17 protein-coding genes are annotated in these 17,085 nt (G+C 45.0%); 13 read left to right on the forward strand and 4 right to left on the reverse strand.

All coding sequences use genetic code 11. The features are described 5' to 3' along the window. Nucleotides 1-2 precede the first annotated feature (2 nt). The 8 genes from R4537_RS06865 to R4537_RS06900 all read left to right on the forward strand — a co-directional run bounded on the left by R4537_RS06865 (nucleotide 3) and on the right by R4537_RS06900 (nucleotide 7,373). The gene (locus R4537_RS06865; RefSeq protein WP_080483536.1) at nucleotides 3-4,172 is read left to right on the forward strand and encodes a DUF637 domain-containing protein; all 4,170 of its coding nucleotides are present in this window, start codon (nucleotides 3-5) and stop codon (nucleotides 4,170-4,172) included. Between the two features lies 1 nt (nucleotide 4,173). Continuing rightward, a complete protein-coding gene (locus R4537_RS06870; protein WP_080478840.1) occupies nucleotides 4,174-5,031 on the forward strand; it encodes an immunity 49 family protein in 858 nt (285 codons plus the stop codon). Nucleotides 5,032-5,222: 191 nt separating this feature from the next. Beyond that, nucleotides 5,223-5,549, forward strand: coding sequence for a hypothetical protein (locus R4537_RS06875; protein ID WP_071179291.1), 327 nt, complete (start codon nucleotides 5,223-5,225; stop codon nucleotides 5,547-5,549). A 24-nt stretch (nucleotides 5,550-5,573) separates the two neighbouring features. Further along, nucleotides 5,574-5,903, forward strand: a complete 330-nt coding sequence (locus R4537_RS06880) for a hypothetical protein (protein WP_071179290.1) — start codon at nucleotides 5,574-5,576, stop codon at nucleotides 5,901-5,903. Nucleotides 5,904-5,951: 48 nt separating this feature from the next. Beyond that, complete coding sequence (locus R4537_RS06885) at nucleotides 5,952-6,299, forward strand: hypothetical protein (protein ID WP_139284710.1); 348 nt, start codon at nucleotides 5,952-5,954, stop codon at nucleotides 6,297-6,299. 10 nt (nucleotides 6,300-6,309) lie between these two features. Then, a complete protein-coding gene (locus R4537_RS06890; protein ID WP_071179289.1) occupies nucleotides 6,310-6,648 on the forward strand; it encodes a hypothetical protein in 339 nt (112 codons plus the stop codon). Nucleotides 6,649-6,660: 12 nt separating this feature from the next. Further along, nucleotides 6,661-7,017 carry a hypothetical protein gene (locus tag R4537_RS06895; RefSeq protein ID WP_071179288.1) on the forward strand — a complete coding sequence of 119 codons (357 nt, stop codon included), beginning with the start codon at nucleotides 6,661-6,663 and terminating at the stop codon, nucleotides 7,015-7,017. Between the two features lie 2 nt (nucleotides 7,018-7,019). Then, entirely contained in the window at nucleotides 7,020-7,373 is a 354-nt protein-coding gene (locus R4537_RS06900) for a hypothetical protein (RefSeq protein WP_071179287.1), read from the forward strand. 57 nt (nucleotides 7,374-7,430) lie between these two features. Here R4537_RS06900 and rimO read toward each other — a convergent pair whose 3' ends face one another. Then, a complete protein-coding gene (gene rimO / locus R4537_RS06905) occupies nucleotides 7,431-8,843 on the reverse strand; it encodes a 30S ribosomal protein S12 methylthiotransferase RimO (RefSeq protein WP_071179286.1) in 1,413 nt (470 codons plus the stop codon). 253 nt (nucleotides 8,844-9,096) lie between these two features. On the opposite strand from rimO, the gene R4537_RS06910 reads away from it, so the two are divergent. From R4537_RS06910 to R4537_RS06930, 5 genes are all read left to right on the forward strand, one after another. After that, entirely contained in the window at nucleotides 9,097-9,678 is a 582-nt protein-coding gene (locus tag R4537_RS06910; protein WP_071179285.1) for an aminodeoxychorismate/anthranilate synthase component II, read from the forward strand. 397 nt (nucleotides 9,679-10,075) lie between these two features. Then, nucleotides 10,076-11,287, forward strand: a complete 1,212-nt coding sequence (locus R4537_RS06915) for an aspartate aminotransferase family protein (RefSeq protein ID WP_000215475.1) — start codon at nucleotides 10,076-10,078, stop codon at nucleotides 11,285-11,287. A 139-nt stretch (nucleotides 11,288-11,426) separates the two neighbouring features. Beyond that, nucleotides 11,427-12,446 carry an arginine N-succinyltransferase gene (gene astA / locus R4537_RS06920; protein WP_000962042.1) on the forward strand — a complete coding sequence of 340 codons (1,020 nt, stop codon included), beginning with the start codon at nucleotides 11,427-11,429 and terminating at the stop codon, nucleotides 12,444-12,446. Between the two features lie 9 nt (nucleotides 12,447-12,455). Then, nucleotides 12,456-13,913 (forward strand): succinylglutamate-semialdehyde dehydrogenase, encoded by a 1,458-nt coding sequence (astD, locus tag R4537_RS06925; protein ID WP_071179284.1) that lies wholly within the window; start codon nucleotides 12,456-12,458, stop codon nucleotides 13,911-13,913. Between the two features lie 141 nt (nucleotides 13,914-14,054). Continuing rightward, entirely contained in the window at nucleotides 14,055-14,846 is a 792-nt protein-coding gene (locus R4537_RS06930) for a DUF1338 domain-containing protein (protein WP_000189091.1), read from the forward strand. An 82-nt stretch (nucleotides 14,847-14,928) separates the two neighbouring features. Here the strand turns inward: R4537_RS06930 and crp are convergent, their stop codons facing one another. The 3 genes from crp to R4537_RS06945 form a co-directional block, all read right to left on the reverse strand. Then, nucleotides 14,929-15,561, reverse strand: a complete 633-nt coding sequence (gene crp / locus R4537_RS06935) for a cAMP-activated global transcriptional regulator CRP (RefSeq protein WP_000242749.1) — start codon at nucleotides 15,559-15,561, stop codon at nucleotides 14,929-14,931. Nucleotides 15,562-15,803: 242 nt separating this feature from the next. Further along, nucleotides 15,804-16,673, reverse strand: coding sequence for a phosphoribulokinase (locus R4537_RS06940; RefSeq protein ID WP_001274666.1), 870 nt, complete (start codon nucleotides 16,671-16,673; stop codon nucleotides 15,804-15,806). Nucleotides 16,674-16,769: 96 nt separating this feature from the next. Further along, the gene (locus tag R4537_RS06945) at nucleotides 16,770-16,979 is read right to left on the reverse strand and encodes a YheU family protein (protein WP_000586561.1); all 210 of its coding nucleotides are present in this window, start codon (nucleotides 16,977-16,979) and stop codon (nucleotides 16,770-16,772) included. Between the last annotated feature and the right edge of the window lie 106 nt (nucleotides 16,980-17,085).

The following is a 17,085-nucleotide window of genomic DNA, read 5'->3' on the forward strand; positions in this document are numbered from 1 at the left end:
ATATGAATTATTCTCCATTATGGAAAAAAGTAACATCGACATGTTTATTGGCCACCTTGTTTACCCATATCAGTTTTCCTGTATATGCATCAGTAACTCAACGTGTAAACCTTGATTCAATCAATGATTTCCTTACAGCCTCCCCACGTTATGAGCTACAGAAGTCTGTTACTGATTATTTATACTCAAGTAAATTAACAACAGATGAGATTGGTATATTTGATGGTTTTGACTATTTCTATCATCGATTGGCTGAGAAGAAACCTCAATTAATTCCTGGGTACGCAAAGAATAATAATGAAATTGTCGACACACTACCACCTCGCTTTGGAACGGCTTATGTTGAAAGGGGAGTTATTCGACATCAGATAACACAGATACTGAATAAAAACTGGATAAGTTCTCCTGAGTTTTCGAGTTATAATGCTCAAACTAAACAGCTGTATGAGAATGCAGTGAATTTAGCATTGGAAAATAATTATCAACTTGGTCAGGTTCTTAATTTAGATCAAATAAAAAGAATCAATAAAGATGTTATTTGGCCTGAAGTTAGAACATTAGGTGATCAGCAAAAGCCATATCTGGTGCCATTTGTATATTTAACAGATGCAACCATTAAGCAACAAAAAATCATAGAGTCTACCTATCATGCCAATTCCGCTGATATCAAGACACAAACTTTTATTGTTGATGGTGTAAAAGTTAATTTTGCTCATCGAGCTATGATTGATGTTGAAAAGGACTTCATCAATACAAGAGGCATTATCAATGGAAGTAAGCTCACTATTCGTACTGGGCGAGAGCTACAAAATAATTCAGGTACGATAACGGGCGATGATGTCACGCTACTCGCTAATAAACTCACCAATAAAACGCTAGTGACACGGCTTGATTATGGCCATGGTTATTCAGAGAAATTCGCTCAAATTGGCACTATCTCGTCGTTGGGTAACTTAACTATTGCTACGGCGTCAGATGTGATAAGTCATGGCGGACAGTTTTCGGCGCAAGGTGATTTAACCATTAATGCTGGCGGAAATATCATATTGGTGCCGCAACAGGCAAAAAATGAGCGCTATGAATCTGGTGCGCGTTGGCAAGATAGTGAATCTTCTTTAGTTAATCTACAAACTAACCTCTCTGCGATTGATACCCTAAAACTGATTGCAGGTGGTCAAATTCATATCGAAGGTGCTCAATTAGAAAGCCAGGGGTTGATTGAGGTGTTGGCGGGATATGGCATTACTTTAAAGAGTGCCGCTGATTTACGCTCTTTCGAAAAGCGTTTTCAAGCATCAAGTGGTGGGGTTTTTGGCACCAAAGAGAGTAAAGCTGAAAGTAAAACAGAGGCAGAGATTGTTCGTACTCTATTAAAGGCTGGCCAGAGTATGCTGTTGTCGACCAAGCAAGGCGATATTTTGCTAGAGGCAGTGACCATCGACAATAAAGGTATTTCCAAAATCATTGCTGAAAATGGCGCGATTGATTTTGAATTGGCGAAACTTCTGGAAAGCTACAGCTATGAAAACTCCTATGAAGGTTCTTTGTCTTTCCGTCATACCGGTAACGGTTATCAAAGAGAGGTGGCTTATTATTCGGAGTTTATCAATAACGGTGGGCTTATTCTTGACGCGGCAACTGGGGTTAAAATTCAAGTCGCAGCAGGTTCACAAAACTTAGATCAAACACTGGCTGATTTAGCACGCGCACCTGAATTAGCTTGGATGCAGGAACTTCGGAATAACCCAGAATACAGTGAGGTTGACTGGCAATCGATTGAGCTGGTTTTGGAACAATGGGACTACGACCAATCGGGTTTGTCACCTGCTGCAATGGCAATACTGGCAATTGCGGTTTCTATTGCTATGGGGCCAGGAGCAGGATCTGCGCTTGCCGGAACGGGTACAAGTGCGGTGATCACCGTCAGTAGCCCTGCATTAGCTGCAGCCTTGAATGCCGGTTTGACTAGTATTGTGGTGCAAGCTTCTGGAAGCTTATTGGCTAATGGTTTTGATATACAAGAAACCTTGAGCCAACTAAGTTCAAAAGAGTCTTTAGTTTCATTAGCAACAAGTATGGTGACCGCTGGAGTTTTAAGTGGTTTGGATGTACCCATGTTCTCTGGTGAAGATGGAACAACCTTAACACTTGCCGATATGGTGCAAAATGCGGCAGGTAGTGAGTTGGCTACTCAGGCTATCATGCAAGTTTTTCAAGCCACTGTCCGCACAGGTATTAATGCTATCGCCAGTGGTTATGATTGGGATGAATTTGGCAGCTCTTTAGTACAAAGTTTAGCGATATCTTCGATTAACTTACTGGGTAAAGAGTTAGCTCAGCAAATAGGTGAAGCTGCCCGTCTAAATAATATTGATACTGCACAACAATATATTCTGCATGCCGCCTTGGGATGTGGCTTAGGTGTGCTAACTTCAGCCGCCCATGGTGGAAATACCGATGCTAACCGAATAGGCTGCGCTTCAGGTGCTGGCGGTGGTGTGATCGGAGAATATGTCGGATCGAAATATCGAGAAGAGATCGGGCTTTTAGAAAAGGATACCAAAGCATTTATTGAAAAAATGACTAAAAATTTTGCTGAGGAAAACGGTACTTCGCAATTAACCCCAGCAGCAATACAAGCTGAAGTGAGTAAGTTACATGCGCGGGGCGTTGATATTGCCCGGTTAGTCGCAGGGCTGTCTGTTTTTGCCATGCGTGGTAATGTGGATATTGCTATCAATACGGCAGGAAATGCAGCAGAAAATAATGCTCTTTTCCTTTTGGCTGTTCTTGTGACACCAGAGTCTGCTGCTCTGTTTATGGCTGCGATTACTGCATATACTGCCACTCAATTTGTGATGTCGTCAGTTGATGCTTACCATAAGGGGACTGAGCTTTACCGAATTTATCTGTATGGCACCACAGAAGAGAAAGCACAAGCCAAAGAAGAGATGATAGATCTTGCGATTAGCTACGGTCTTGAAACGGGAGCAACCATCGTTATCGGTGGTGTGGCCCAAAAAGTAACGAAGAAGCTACTGCAAGACGTCCCTTTTGATGAAGTTGCCGCTTTTATTTCATCTCAGTTACGTGGAAAAGGTAATATTGATGCAGCGGAAGTGTATGATCAAGTTGCTAAAAACATTAAATATAAAAATGATCATTTCGATACCTATAAAGCCAATGGCGGAAAAGATAATTACGACACTTGGTCTAAGAAATACGATAACAGTAGGTATGATGCTCTAAAGAATAACAAGCTTATTCCTGATAATGATGTCGATATGTCCGATTATTATAGACATAAGGAAATGTACCCCAATACCACCATTACGCCAGAGCGTTTTATCGAGCAGCAAAATAAAGGCTTCACTATTGGGGAGAAAGGTTCATGGAAAAGGATTGACACACGGCCTAAGAATGTTCCCGATGAACCAAGTTATCACTCTCAAAAGAATGAGGTACCACTTCCAATCTCGGCTGAGCAAGATATCGCGAAATTTATGCAAACAGAAGTTACGCTACCGCCTGATGTCACAAAGAAAACTGTCGAGCAAGTGATTACTTTGAGACAAAAAGCGGAAGCTGAAGTGCGAGAGCTCAGTTCGAATCCCGATCTAAACCGTGATGCCTTATTAAATCTTAAGGCGGATATCAGGAAATACGGGGACGTCTTGGGTAGCGCAAAACTAGAGCATAATTTGCATATTGAGTTTACGAGTGTTAAGAAGTTACCTTTTGAAGTCCCCGGACGTGGTCAGCAAGGGCAGTTTGATGGGATTTGGCTGGCCACTGACAAAAATGGCGTGACGAAACTGATCACGGGTGAAGCGAAAGCGGGCAAAAATCAAGTTCATTACAACCATCGGCAAGTCGGGAAGGATGAGCTTGGAGAAATTATTGATGCCCAGCAAACCAGCGCGCAGTATTACAAAGCGATCTGGGAAAATATGGAAAAATCCTTCCAGACTGCAAAAGAGAGTTCAAAATATCAGTCTGATCTGCTGTATAGAAAGCAAACCGATGAACTGGGTAAAACGCTTGAAATATATGAAAAATATAAGCAATCAAGCCCATCAAGCTCGATTGAATATCGAGGTTCTGAGCTGATATTTAATGAAAATGGCATGATTAAAAAAGCCAATAACCTTAAATTTGAGACAATGCATTAGTATGAAAAAAATAGTGAAGACTCATATTAAAAATTTAGAAGGTAAGCAGCGTGTTTATGATGCGATCTTAGAGCGTCTTATCAATACCAACCAGTTTTCATTGAGCATTGCGGAAAAAAACTGTTTTGGATTTGAAACTGGGTATCGCAACCTTTGCACGCTATTTGCGATTGGTCACTATCTGCCATCAGTCGCAGACTCTGAGGTAGTAGAGCATTTTTTCTCTGCTCAACAGTACGCCATATTATGGTTACGTCAGATGAATCTACCGAAAGGGGAGCTCATCCCCTTTCAATACCAAGGGGTAGATTTTGCAATTCCAGCTCAAGGTAGAACGGAGCATATCCAGTCATTTGATTGGCTTAATATGCTTTACCTCACTATTGTCACAGGGCGTAATGAGGATTTAAATTTATTAATAGAACTTCTGCATAAGGAGCAAGTGGTATGGCGCTCGGAGCAAAATCGTTATCATCTTGAGATAGTGCTGCATATGCTTGGCCTCCAAGCCAGCTGTGATATTACTGATTTAATCAATCGGTTTATTGCCCATATCCAGCGAGAAGGTCAAACACCTAAGGAGCGCATTCCTAGTTACCACGGGATTACAGTGACCTTGGGCTTTTTCGATGTGATGCAAGCTATACATCAGCAAGACCAAGTGGCGTATAACCTATCCATGCATCGCGCTTTAGAAATGCATAAAGAGTGGTGGACTCACGATAAGGATTTTAAAACAGATCCGAAAGGTTATATTTCATTACATCTCCTCACGGCAGCAAAATATGCATATAAAAAACACGGTTACATACTGGATGTAGAGTCGGATTATATCCCCAGCTATCTGTATATGAATTGATGGTATTATATTGAATATAAGAGGTGACCTGATATTAAAGGTTGCCTCTGTATCCAAACTACGTTCATTCACCCCAATCCCCTAGTTTGCTTATGTTCATCTGGAGTCACTCACTTTCAGTCTATCTGCAATTTCAAATTGTCTGGGTATGGATATATTCAAATTAAATAAATTTAGGCTACAAAGTTAAAATGAAAAAAATTATCAATAATGCGCTATTAATGTTTTTATTGTTTGTATCGAAAGCATCATTTGCTGCTGATACTTATATCTCCGGTAAGCTCGTTGATATTACCAGTGTTCAGCAAGGATTGCTGATTCGTATCGAAGGCTACCAAGTGCCAACAAAATGCCCTAATCCTCATAATTGGGGGTGGATGCTAATACCTGAGGAAAATAAAACCATGATCTCGGTTGCCTTGGCGATGTGGACACAAGGTAAAACTAACGCGACTATCTACATCAGTGGTACTAAGATAGGGTATTGTCAAGTTGTGCAATATGATCCTCACCATTAATAGTCAATAATTCGGAGTTTGCTAATGTTTAAAAAAATATTATTAATTTTTACTCTTCTATTGCCATTCTATGCTTTCTCAGGAACACAAACGGGTAAAGTCGCTTGGCTTATTGTTAGAGCATCCGATGGTTTGATCTATTTTGGTATTGAGGGATCGCCAGCTTCAGGTAAGCCACAATGTGCAACACTTAGTTATTGGATGATCCGTGATGAAAACTCCAATGTAGGCAAACAGCAATATTCACTCTTACTTACTGCATATGCTTCAGGTAAGCCAGTGGAGATTGTTGGAATGAACAGTTGTAAACGTTGGGGGGATGGTGAGGATGTGAATTATATTAAGATAAAATAGAAGTCGTTCATTGGTTCGTTAAGAAATTAAAATCGATAAGGGGTAAATATGTCAAAAATAATCATACATCTTTGTTTAGTGACCTCATTTTTTATATCATTTTCAATTCATGCGGCTTCTATTTCTAGTGGAGCGAGGAAAATTACTTCGTTAGGATGCCACAATATAGATAATATCTGTTTTGTTCAAATTGATGGTGATCCTGTTGGTCCTAGTTCATGTAAGACTAATTCAGTTCGGTGGGATATAGAAAAGGATCCTAATGGTAAGAGCAGTTTTAGTTTGCTAAATGCCGCATATTTCTCTGGAAAGTCAGTAGTGCTACAAATTAGTGAGCAATGTTTCAAATATCAAAATAACTTTCCTACTTTTTTATGGCTGATAGTGGTTAATTAAGGTTTAACATATGTTTATAAGAAAATTATTTATTTTTTTTATATTTTTCTCTATCTCTATGTCTTCCCAAGCAGAGTGTGAAACATGGGGTTGCATCGGGAAAATAACTAATATCTATACTAATGCGGATGGGATGATCTATTTTGGCACTGAGTACAACGAGAAGAAAGCGAATTGCACACCAGTTTCTGATGTTTACTTTACACTTAATCCTAAATCAGAAAATGCAAAAGAAATATATTCTTCCGTATTGTCTGCTTATATGGCAGGCAAGAAAATACAGCTAAGAGTCAAAGAGGGTAGTCAGGGTTGTGAATTGGCTTATGTTAATTTATCTACATCAATTTAAGGTGAAACTTGTATGATTTCAAAAATGAAAATTAAACAATTTTTTTGGTTTATGTTAATTGCTGTCTCATGTAATGCTTATGCCGATATTACCTGTTCAGGTAAGGTATTGACTGTTTTGCAGTATGCCAATGGTAATGTGAATGTTATGACATCTTATCGTAATGATTATACAGTTATATGTAATACAGTATCTAATTGGAAGGGTATTAGCCCTGATGCCTGTCGTTCTATGTTGAGTATTGTTCTTTCCGCTAAGGCTGTCGATAAAAATATTCTTGTTTACTATTCTGGTAATCAATTTTCCTGTGCAACGATCCCTTATTATGGTAATGCTCCTTCACCAGTTTATGTAGGAATAGATCGGTAATTATGACTAAAAATTCTGTTATAAGCATAACACTAATCACGTTAATGGCTGTCTTAACCGCATTTAATGCCCATGCTGCTCGTCAGGTCGGTAAGATTACAGGTGTCATTCCCTATGAAGCTTCAGGGAAAAAAATTGTAATTTTTAAAATCGAAAACAATATTGCCCAAGGGTGTAATGTTACTGGCCGTTTTGCATTTGATGAGTCAAAGAAAAATTTTGATTTGATGTCTTCTGCTCTTCTTTCTGCATTTCATGCTGGAACCACAGTTCATGTTGAATACACGAATAGCTGTAAAGCATGGGGAAACTCATACGATATTCAATATATATGTTTTGGCGATATTCCCTGCTAAACCAAAGGCTAGCGTAGTACGCTAGCCTTTTTAGTTTCTTACGTTGGTGGTGTGAACTTACTGCGCGTCGTGCAGTACGCTGCCCCACAGGTCGTATTCATCGGCGTGTTCAATCACAACGTTAACCAGCTCACCCGGTTTCAGGTTGGTTTCACCGTTGAGGTAAACCAAGCCATCAATTTCCGGTGCATCGGCATAAGTACGGCCAATCGCGCCTTCTTCATCGACTTCATCAATCAGCACTTGCATGGTGCTGCCGATGCGTTTTTGCAGTTTGGCAGCACTGATCTCTTGCTGCACGAGCATAAAGCGCTCGAAACGATCTTTTTTCACGTCTTCTGGGATTTGATCTTCAATCTCGTTCGCTGCAGCGCCTTCAACAGGTGAGTACTTAAAGCAGCCCACGCGATCGAGTTGTGCTTCTTTCAGCCAATCGAGCAGGATTTGGAAATCCTCTTCAGTTTCGCCCGGGAAGCCCACAATAAAGGTGGAGCGGATCACCAGTTCTGGGCAGATTTCACGCCATTTTTTGATGCGCTCTAAAGTGCGCTCCGCTTGTCCCGGACGCTTCATCATTTTCAGAACACGTGGGCTGGCGTGTTGGAATGGAATATCCAAGTAAGGCAGCACTTTTCCTTCTGCCATTAATGGGATGATTTCATCCACATGTGGGTAAGGGTAAACGTAGTGCAGACGAACCCAAATGCCCATTTTGCCAAGCTCTTCACTGAGCGCTTTGATGTTATGGCGCACTGGTGAGCCGTTAGCAAAACCTAGGCTGTGTTTGGTGTCCACACCATAAGCACTGGTGTCTTGGCTGATTACGAGCAGCTCTTTTACGCCAGCGTTTTTCAGGCGTTCCGCTTCACCAATAATCTCACCCACTGGGCGGCTCACCAAATCACCACGCATTGATGGGATGATGCAGAAAGTACAGCGGTGGTTACAACCTTCAGAAATTTTCAGGTAAGCGTAATGCTTGGGCGTCAGTTTCACCCCGTGATCCGGCACTAGGCTAGTAAACGGGTTGTGGGCTGGCTTTGGCGCGTATTGGTGTACGTGCTCCAATACGTTTTGGTAAGCGTGTGGGCCTGTAATACCGAGCACATTGGGGTGTACTTGGCGAATTTCATCTTCACGCGCGCCGAGGCAGCCCGTCACAATCACTTTGCCGTTCTCTTTCAGCGCTTCGCCAATGGTATCCAGAGACTCTTGCACCGCACTGTCGATAAAACCACAGGTGTTAACGATCACCACATCGGAGTCGTGGTAGCTGTTGACGATCTCATACCCCTCAGTGCGTAGTTGGGTCAGAATGCGTTCTGAATCCACTAAGTTTTTTGGGCAACCTAAGGAAACAAAACCAATTTTATTGCCTGTGGTTTGGCTATTTTGGCTTTGCTCGGCGATGGTTTTTTTCGCCGTTTCCAGTGTCGTGGTTTGATTTGGCGTAAAAGTCTGAACTGTCATTGCTCTGTGTGCTACCTGATAATTATCGAATCACCGTCCTTATCGCTTCTGTGCAGAGCGTGGCTAGGGGACGGGTATAAAAGTCGGCGAATTATAACTGAGCTTAGGAAATTGAATAGGGGAGAGAAAGGAAAATTGCGCAAAAAATGCGCGCAAACGTCTGCTCAAGTCGGTTAACTTTGCTTAATGCTTGCCTTTAGAGTGGAGTGCTGCACAATAACGCGCACTTTATTTCCATCCCAAGGTCGTATGCATGCTACTGATGATCGATAACTACGATTCGTTTACTTACAACCTGTACCAATACTTTTGTGAGTTAGGGGCGCAGGTCAAAGTGGTACGTAATGATGAGATCGATCTGGATGGGATCCGCGCGCTGGCACCGACACATTTGGTGATTTCTCCGGGACCATGCACGCCCAATGAAGCGGGGATCTCGCTCGCGGCGATTGAAGCGTTTGCAGGACAACTGCCCATCCTTGGCGTTTGTTTAGGGCATCAAGCCATTGCGCAAGCGTTTGGTGGGCAAGTGGTACGCGCTCGTCAGGTCATGCATGGCAAAACCTCACCGATTCGTCATACGGGACAAGGCTTATTTAGCGGATTGAATAACCCGCTAACGGTGACGCGTTACCATTCCTTAGTGGTGAAAAATGACACTCTGCCCGAGTGCTTTGAGTTGACGGCATGGACTGAGCTTAGTGATGGTCGCATTGACGAAATCATGGGTTTTCAACATAAAACCCTAGCCCTTGAAGCGGTGCAGTTTCACCCTGAGTCGATAAAGACAGAACAAGGCCACCAATTGTTGGCGAATTTTTTAAACCGCGCCTAATGCCAAGAACCATGCGTAGCCAGTGCCGATCGTACTGACTGCGATCACTTTTTTCGCTTTCTATCAAAGATTTATCCGCAAGCTGTCATTTTTCAAGCTTATTCATAGAGGATTGTGCTACCCGCGCCATGCCTTGATTTTGCTGCCTCTTTGCTTCATTTCCTATCGCCCCATAAAAATCGCTTCATAAATAATCCTTTTTATTGCATAAATAGTCGTTCGTGGTGTGGGGTTTATCTCACTTGCCTGTGCATACGAGATCTTTCACCATTGAAATGGTTAAATAAATGTAAATACAATGCTGCAAATGCTTTAAGGAAATACATAATCTAACACAGAGCCATTTTGTGGAAGAATCGCTTATCTCTGAGCATGCGGTATCGAGAGGGAATGGGTAATGACGGTGGAAATGAGTGTAGATCGGAGTTCTTTTGATGAGGTGATGGTGCCTTGTTACAACCCGATGGAGTTTATCCCAGTAAAAGGTTTTGGTTCACGGATTTGGGATCAGCAGGGTCATGAGTACATTGACTTCGCTGGCGGGATTGCGGTGAGTTGTCTAGGGCATTGCCACCCAGTGATGGTGCAAGCCTTGACCACCCAAGCCAATAAGCTGTGGCATTTAAGTAACGTAATGACCAATGAGCCAGCGTTGCGCTTGGCGAAAAAACTGACTCAAGTGAGTTTTGCCGAAAAGGTCTTTTTTGCCAACTCTGGCGCGGAAGCCAACGAAGCGGCACTCAAACTGGCGCGTCGTTATGCGGCCGATGTGTATGGTCCTGAGAAATCCGAGATTATTGCCTTTAACCAAGGTTTCCACGGTCGTACTTTCTTTACCGTATCGGTCGGTGGTCAAGCGACCTATTCGGATGGTTTTGGCCCTAAACCGGGTGACATTGTTCATTTGCCTTATAACGATTTGGCTGCACTGCAAGCGCAGATCTCCGATCGCACTTGTGCTGTGATGATGGAGCCGCTGCAAGGTGAGGGCGGGATCATTTCACCCAGTGCCGAATTTGTGCAAGCGGTGCGCGAGTTGTGTGACAAACATAATGCACTACTGATTTTCGATGAAGTGCAGACGGGGAATGGTCGTACCGGTGATTTCTATGCGTACCAAGGGATTGGTGTGACACCAGATATTCTGGCGACCGCAAAATCTCTCGGTGGCGGTTTCCCAATCGGTGCCATGCTGACCACGGCGAAAATTGCTGAGCACATGAAAGTGGGCGTACACGGTTCGACTTATGGCGGCAACCCATTAGCGTGTGCTGTAGCGGAAGCGGTGGTGGATTTCGTTGCGCAACCAGAAATATTGGCTGGTGTGAAACAGCGTGAGCAGTGGATGCGCGCTGAGCTAGAGAAAATCAATCAGAAATATCACTTGTTTAAAGAGATCCGCGGTAAAGGTTTGCTACTTGGCGCGGCACTCAACGATGAATGGCAAGGCCGCGCGCGTGACATTCTGGTCGCTGCGGGTAAGCAAGGCTTGATGGTGTTGGTGGCCGGGGCGAGCGTGGTTCGCTTTACGCCATCTCTCATCATCAGCCAACAAGAAATCGAAGAAGGTATGGTTCGCTTAGACAAAGCGATCGCCACACTGATGTGATAGCGAAGGGTTTGCATCGCAAGCCCTGATTGACGAACCATGGAGGTTCGACGCTATCGCAGGCTGCAGGATGACGTGAGGGGCGAAAGGTTCTCGCCCCGTGTCCAATGCAGAGATTACGCATCGGGAGGGAGTAAAGATGCTAGTTGTTCGTCCGATTAGCATGGCCGACTATGAGGCGCTACATACCTGCGCTGTCGAGTCCGGCCATGGCTTCACATCATTACCAGTAGATCAAGAGCTACTGACTAATCGTATTACCCACTCAGAATACAGCTTCAGCAAACCGAACGTCACAATGCCTGGTGATGAAGGCTATTTGATGGTGGGTGTGGATACTGAAACTGGGCAAGTGGCTGGAACCACGGGCATTGAAGCCTCGATTGGCTGGGATGTACCGTTTTATTCTTATCACATCAGCACCATAGTTCACTCGTCGCCTAAATTGGGTGTCAACAATGTAGTGAAGTTGCTGACATTTGGTAACAACTACACCGGATGCAGTGAGATCTGCACTCTGTTTTTGCGCCCACAGTATCGCCAAGGCTTGAATGGTCGTTTGATGTCGAAATGCCGTTTTCTGATGATGGCGGAACACTCACACCGTTTTTCCAAAACTATTTTTGCTGAGATGCGCGGCGTTTCCGATGCCGATGGCAATTCACCATTTTGGAAGTGGCTGCAAGAGCACTTTTTCTCGATTGATTTCACTTTGGCTGATTATCTGACTGGAATTGGCAAAAAAGGCTTTATCGCTGACTTGATGCCCAAACTGCCAATTTACGTCAACTTGCTGAGCAAAGAAGCGCAAGCAGTGATTGGTCAGGTGCATGAAAACACGCGACCCGCCTTGGTATTGCTTGAGAAAGAGGGCTTCACCTGTCGCAATTACGTCGACATTTTTGATGCGGGCCCAACCGTGGAATGTGAGCTGAACAATATTGAATCGGTGCGCCACTCAGTACGCGCCATTGTTGAAGTGGCAGAACATTCGAGCTCGCAGAATTTCATTATGTGTAACACCTCGTTTGAGAACTTCCGGGCTACGGCGGCCAAAGCCGCATACAGCCAAGAAGATAACGCGGTGATCATCTCCCCCAAAGTGGCCGCGGCATTAGAAGTGAGCACGGGGGATTATTTACGGATTTTGGCGCAGTAGGGGATAGCCATGACACATTGGATAGCCGGTGAATGGGTTGCGGGGACCGGTGAAAAACTACAATCACATACGCCTTATAGCCATGAGCTTTTATGGCAAGGCTACAGCGCTAGTGGCGAGCAAGTCGACGCGGCGGTGAAGGCCGCTCGCCGCGCTTTTCTCGACTGGAAAAAACGCCCATTTGCTGAGCGTGAACAGAAGGTGTTGGCCTTTGCGGAATTGGTGAAAGCCAACAGCGAACAGATTGCGCAAGTGATTGCTAAAGAGACGGGCAAGCCTTTGTGGGAAACGCGCACGGAAGCGGCTTCAATTGCCGGAAAAATCGCGATTTCGATTCGTGCTTATCATGAGCGTACCGGTGAAACCGTGCGTGAAGCGGCAGGCAATCAGCTGGTATTGCGCCATCGACCGTTGGGTGTGATGGCGGTGTTTGGGCCGTATAACTTCCCCGGCCATTTACCGAATGGGCATATAGTGCCTGCGCTGCTGGCGGGCAATACCGTGGTGTTTAAGCCTTCTGAGCAAACCCCGTGGACTGGCGAAGTCTTGATGCAGTTATGGCAACAGGCTGGCTTGCCTGCTGGTGTCATCAATCTGGTTCAAGGTTCAAAAGAGACGGGGATTGCGCTCGCGCAATCACGCGGGATTGATGGTTTGCTGTTTACGGGGAGTGCCAATACTGGACATCTGCTGCATCGCCAATTTGCAGGTCAGCCGGACAAAATGCTGGCGCTGGAAATGGGCGGCAATAACCCTATGGTGATTTCAGAGCACTATGGCGATCTGGATGCCACGGTTTACACCATTATTCAATCGGCGTTTATCAGCAGTGGTCAACGCTGCACCTGTGCGCGTCGCTTGTATGTGCCACTCGGGACGAAAGGCGATGCACTGCTCGATAAACTGGTTTCCGTAACGGCAAATCTGCGTATTGATCAGCCTTTTGCTGAGCCCGCACCCTTTATGGGACCGTTAGTTTCTGAAGCGGCAGCACAAGCGATCCTCAAGGCGCAAGCAGATCTACAAGCGCTAGGCGGAAAAAGTCTACTTGAAGCTCGCGCCTTGCATGCGGCGTTTATCACTCCGGCCATCATTGATGTGACGGCGATTGAGCGCTTACCGGATGATGAGTATTTCGGGCCTTTGCTGCAAGTGGTGCGTTACCAGACTTTGGCGCAAGCGATAGAGCTTGCCAATGATACCCGCTTTGGCTTATCCGCTGGGCTTGTCTCGACGGATGATGGCGAGTGGGATTACTTTGTCGAACATATTCGTGCGGGCATCGTCAATCGTAACCGCCAATTAACCGGAGCCAGTGGTGATGCGCCATTTGGTGGCCCAGGAGCATCGGGCAACTTACGCCCCAGTGCCTTCTATGCCGCCGACTATTGCGCTTATCCGATGGCTTCAATGGAGGGGGAGACAACATTGCTTCCTGCCACCTTGAGCCCGGGTGTTGAACTCTAATCATAATTTTTTTGTGCCTGCGCAGCCAAGTAGGCACTTTTTTCGTCACAGGTTGAAAGCTTTATCGTGTTAGCGCTGGATAAATTACACGGTGTCTAACCTTAGTCCCTTTGCGTTTCATAGGATCAACAAGGAGGCGTTATGACGCCAACAGCTTTATTCCAATCGCTCTGGAATGATTATATTGAGCGCCTCTGCCCATCGGCAGACAGAGTGCATCAACTCCTACAAGAAGATGAGCCGCTGATTAATGACCATATTGCGCTGCGCACATTTAATTTGGCGCCACTGGGGTTAGAGACGCTGGCTAAACCGTTTCTGGCACTCGGCTACCAAGCGTGTGGTGAGTATGAGTTCAAAAGTAAAAAACTCTTTGCTAAGCATTTTGAACATCCCGATCCTTTGCAGCCTAAGGTTTTCATTAGTGAGCTGAAAGTCGAAGAGTGTTCACCTGAGCTGCAAGCGATTGTTGAAAAGCTGGTGGCACAAGTTCAGCCACAAGCATTAGCCAGTGAGGCTTTTTTGTATGGAGGTCGCTTATGGAGCTTAAGCCATGCCGACTATCTTACTTTGGCGAAAGAGAGTGAGTATGCCGCTTGGCTTGCGGCGCATGGTTATGGTGCAAACCACTTTACAGTCAGCGTGAATCAGCTCAATGCGCTGCATGAAGTGAAACAGGTCAATGACCATCTGCGCCAACATGGCTTTAGCATCAATGAATCGGGTGGGGAAGTAAAAGGCTCACCAGAAGTCTTGCTCGAACAGTCTTCGACCATGGCTGATAAAGTGTTAGTGCGTTTTAACGAAGGCGCGGAGATGATCCCCGGTGGCTTTTATGAGTTTGCCAAACGCTACCCTATGGCCAATGGTCAGCTCTATCCCGGATTTGTCGAAGCTTCGGCGGATAAGATTTTTGAAAGCACGAACCGTTAAATCTAGCGCATCATACAAATAAAAATAGCCACCGCAGCAAGGGTGGCTATTTTTTATAACACGATACGGGTTATCGGGGCACTTAGCGAGTGCCGTAAACCACGATGGTTTTACCGTGGGCAGAGATCAGGTTCTGCTCTTCCAGCATCTTCAGGATGCGGCCAACGGTTTCGCGAGAACAGCCAACAATTTGACCGATCTCTTGGCGAGTGATCTTGATTTGCATGCCATCAGGGTGAGTCATCGCATCGGGCTGACGAGCAAGATTCAGCAGAGTCTGTGCGATACGGCCAGTTACGTCTAGGAACGCAAGGTCGCCAACTTTCTGGCTGGTCACTTGCAGACGACGAGCCATTTGACCTGAAAGGCGCATCAAAATGTCTGGGTTAACTTGGATTAACTGACGGAATTTCTTAAATGAGATTTCAGCCACTTCACACGGTGTTTTGGCACGAACCCAAGCGGTACGCTCTTGACCTTCTTCAAACAGGCCGAGTTCACCGATGAAATCACCTTGGTTCAGGTAAGAGAGAATCATCTCTTTACCTTCTTCATCTTTGATCAGTACCGCAACTGAACCTTTTACGATGTAGTACAGCGTTTCCGCCTTCTCACCCGCGTGGATCAGCGTGCTTTTTGATGGGTACTTATGAATGTGACAATGTGAAAGAAACCACTCTAGTGTTGGATCGGTTTGAGGTTTACCTAGAACCATAATAATCTCACTTCCTCTGCAGGGTACGCTTGCCGCTATCCATATTTTAGCGAAGCCTCAATTGGGCTTACTAGAATAAGAGGTGTTACCCAAGGCTGCAAGCTATCTTGTGTTTCGGTTAAGAATAGTATCCTTTTTCGAAATCGATTTCTTGATTTTAATCGTGTCAGTAGTCCGATTTGCTACGCAAAACTGTGCACATGATCACGGTATGAAAAGTAAGCATTCATCACTGGTCGGATCTAGCCAATTTTTCCCGTTTCGATCAGTTGTTGCAGCAGCGGGCGCACAATCAAATCCATCGCAAAACTCATTTTACCGCCGGGGACGACAATGGTGTTGTGGCGTGACATAAACGAGCCATCAATCATCGCCAGCAAGTACGGGAAATCGACGTTCTTGATGCCACGAAAACGGATCACCACAAAACTTTCATCTAAAGTTGGAATGCCTTTGGCATTAAGAGGATTCGAGGTATCGACAGTCGGGACGCGCTGAAAGTTAATATGGGTGCGCGAAAACTGTGGGGTGATGAATTTAAGGTAATCATCCATTGAGCGGACAATCGAATCCATCACCGCTTCACGTGAATGGCCGCGATCGCGCGTATCGCGAACGTATTTTTGGATCCACTCAAGATTAACTATGGGCACCATGCCAATCAAAAAATCGACGTGTTGCGCGACATTAACATCGCCATCAACTACGCCACCGTGTAAACCTTCATAAAACAGCACATCGGAGTTTTCAGGCAGTGATTGCCAAGGTGTAAACGTACCGGGCATCTGGTTATACGGCACCGCTTCATCAAAGGTGTGCAAGTAGCGGCGTACTTGGCCGGTACCCATTTTCCCGTATTGACGGAAAAACTCTTCCAGCGCAGGAAAATCATTGGCTTGTGGGCCAAAGTAGCTGATATGGCGGCCTTGCTCACGTGCTTTGCGGATTTCGACATCCATCTCGGGACGTGTGAAACGATGGAAACTATCACCTTCAATCCAAGCGGGTTTGATGTTCATCATATTGAACATTTTGCGAAACGCTTCTGAGGTGGTGGTGGTACCAGCGCCGGAAGAACCGGTCACTGCAATAATCGGATGTTTGGCTGACATGACAAACCTTGTCCTTTAAGTCCTTGATTTTGGTGCTAACTTAGACACCTTCCAAAAAATGACTATAGCACGGAAAATGCTGTCGTCACGGCATGGCTAAAACGGATGGCATTTAATATCCACGGTTTCATGCAATTCTGAATAGACGATCACAGCTTGTCCAGATTGTAATTGAGTGCGTACCTGAGCAATTTTCTCCTCTAGCGAGACTTCAATATCGCCATAGTCGGTGCCTTCACGCAGCACAAATTCACGGATCAAATTGTCGAGTGTGTCTGGTGCAATCTCTTGCCATGGAATGATCATAAATACCTCTTTATTTTATGACGGTTCTTTTGTATGACTGAAAGAAACGACGAGTTGCCGCCACGCTCAGTCGTTTGAATGTCGCTTTCATCTGTGGAGAAGGAAT

It is taken from the genome of Vibrio paracholerae (genome assembly GCF_037672085.1).
Lineage (GTDB): Bacteria > Pseudomonadota > Gammaproteobacteria > Enterobacterales > Vibrionaceae > Vibrio > Vibrio cholerae.